Origin of the sequence: Streptomyces anandii JCM 4720, from assembly GCF_014650655.1 — a bacterium.
GTDB lineage: Bacteria > Actinomycetota > Actinomycetes > Streptomycetales > Streptomycetaceae > Streptomyces > Streptomyces anandii.
The window spans coordinates 543,317-545,019 of the sequence record NZ_BMVJ01000003.1 but is presented as its reverse complement, the minus strand read 5'-3'; the positions used below and the strand labels follow the sequence as shown (position 1 = coordinate 545,019).

The 1,703-nt window shown below is 77.5% G+C and carries 2 protein-coding genes and 1 pseudogene; 2 read left to right on the top strand and 1 reads right to left on the bottom strand.

Features of this window, described 5'->3' with window-relative positions:
- A partial coding sequence (locus IE249_RS08480) for an EamA family transporter (RefSeq protein ID WP_189704141.1) occupies positions 1–310 on the top strand: 310 nt, incomplete at its 5' end.
- A gap of 184 nt (positions 311–494) precedes the next feature.
- Positions 495–1,454, top strand: coding sequence for a DMT family transporter (locus IE249_RS08475; RefSeq protein ID WP_189704140.1), 960 nt, complete (start codon positions 495–497; stop codon positions 1,452–1,454).
- 85 nt (positions 1,455–1,539) lie between these two features.
- On the opposite strand, the pseudogene IE249_RS36660 reads toward IE249_RS08475, so the two are convergent.
- Positions 1,540–1,703 (bottom strand): annotated as a pseudogene (locus tag IE249_RS36660) (pyridoxamine 5'-phosphate oxidase family protein); the annotation flags it as partial.

Here is a 1,703-nt window from a genome sequence, read left to right as displayed (position 1 = left end):
CACGGTGCTCGCGTACGTCACCGGCGTGGTCTCGGTGCGCCGGCTCTCGCCCGCGGTGGCGGGCGTGGTGGCCTGCCTGGAGGCGGTCATCGCCACCGTGCTGGCCTGGGTGCTGCTCGGCGAGCACCTGTCCGTACCGCAGATCGCCGGCGGCGCCGTCGTGCTGCTGGGCGCCTTCATCGCGCAGTCGTCCGCACCCGCCAAGGGCTCGGCGGACGCCGGGGGTTCCGCGTCCGCCGGGGGCTCCGCGCGGCCCGGGGCGGACGGCGCCGCGGTAAGGGAGTTGTCGGCCCGCGGAACGGCGGCCTGAGGTGCCGGCCATGCACGAGCACGCACTGGTTCTCCCGCCCCCCGCCGCCTGAGGCGGGCCGTGCGGTCACCGTGCCCGGCGCCGCCGCCGGGCCGGACGGTGCTGCCCGCGGAAGAAGTCGTCCGACCCCGCCGGCACCGGCCGGGTCCCTCGTAGACCTTCTGCACCTCTGCGGAGAGAACTCGTGTCGCAAGCTTCCCTCGGCCTGCCCGTCGGGCGTGGCCTCCTGTATCTGATCGTCGCCGGTGCCGCCTGGGGCACCGCGGGCGCGGCCGCGTCCCTGATCTACCGCGCCAGTGACATGGGACCGGTCACCCTGTCCTTCTGGCGCTGCGCGGCCGGTTCCGTCCTGCTGCTCGCCGCGCGTCTGCTGCGCCCGCGCGACCGGCAGGCGCCGTCCGTCCCCGTGCCGCCGGCCCGCAGGCTGCTGCGTGCCGCCGCCACCGGCGCGGGCCTGGCAGTGTTCCAGACCGCCTACTTCGCCGCCGTGGCGGACACGGGCCTGGCGGTGGCCACCGTGGTCACGCTCGGCGCCGGGCCCGTGCTCATCGCGCTGGGCGCGCGCCTCGCCCTCGGGGAGCGGCTCGGCCTGCCCGGGCTCGCCGCCGTCACCGGGGCGCTCGCCGGACTGGGGGTGCTGGTGCTGGGCGGCGGCGGGGCGACCGTACGGCCTTGGGGCGTGGTCCTGGCGCTGGTTTCGGCGGCCGGGTACTCGGCGATGACGCTGCTCACCCGCCACTTCGGCCGTGCGGGCGGGGCCGCCGACCAGTCCGGGGCGACGCTCGGGGCCTTCGTGGTGACCACCCTGTTCCTGCTGCCGTTCGCGCTCGCCTCGGGTCTGCTGCCGCACACCGCCGACCCGGTCCGCCTGGTGTGGCTGCTCGCCTACATCGCGGGCGTCCCCACCGCTCTCGCCTACGCGCTGTACTTCGCGGGCGCGGCCGTCGTCCGCTCGGCCACCGTGTCCGTGATCATGCTGCTCGAGCCGGTCAGCGCGGCGGTGCTGGCCGTCGCCCTGCTCGGCGAGCGCCTGACGCCGGCGACCTGCGCCGGCACCGCGCTGATGCTGGGCTCGGTCGTGGGCCTGGCGGTGGCGGAGGCCCGCGGGGCCCGTACCCCGGCGGACGGACCGCTGCCGGCGTAGGGGAGGGGGCGCTCCGGCCGCGGTGGGCGCGCTTCGCGCGGGACGCGCGGGACGCGCGGGACGCGCGGGACGCGCCCACCGTGCGTCACAGGGTCGTGAGGTAGCCGGGGAGGGCGGTGTCCGGTGCGAGGTCCGCGTCGGCCACGGGGGTGCCGTACTGGCGGCGGACCGGGACCACGCCGGCCCAGTGGGGCAGGGCGAGGTCCTCGGGCTCGTCGTTCACCCCGCCGGTGCGCAGCTTGGCGGAGA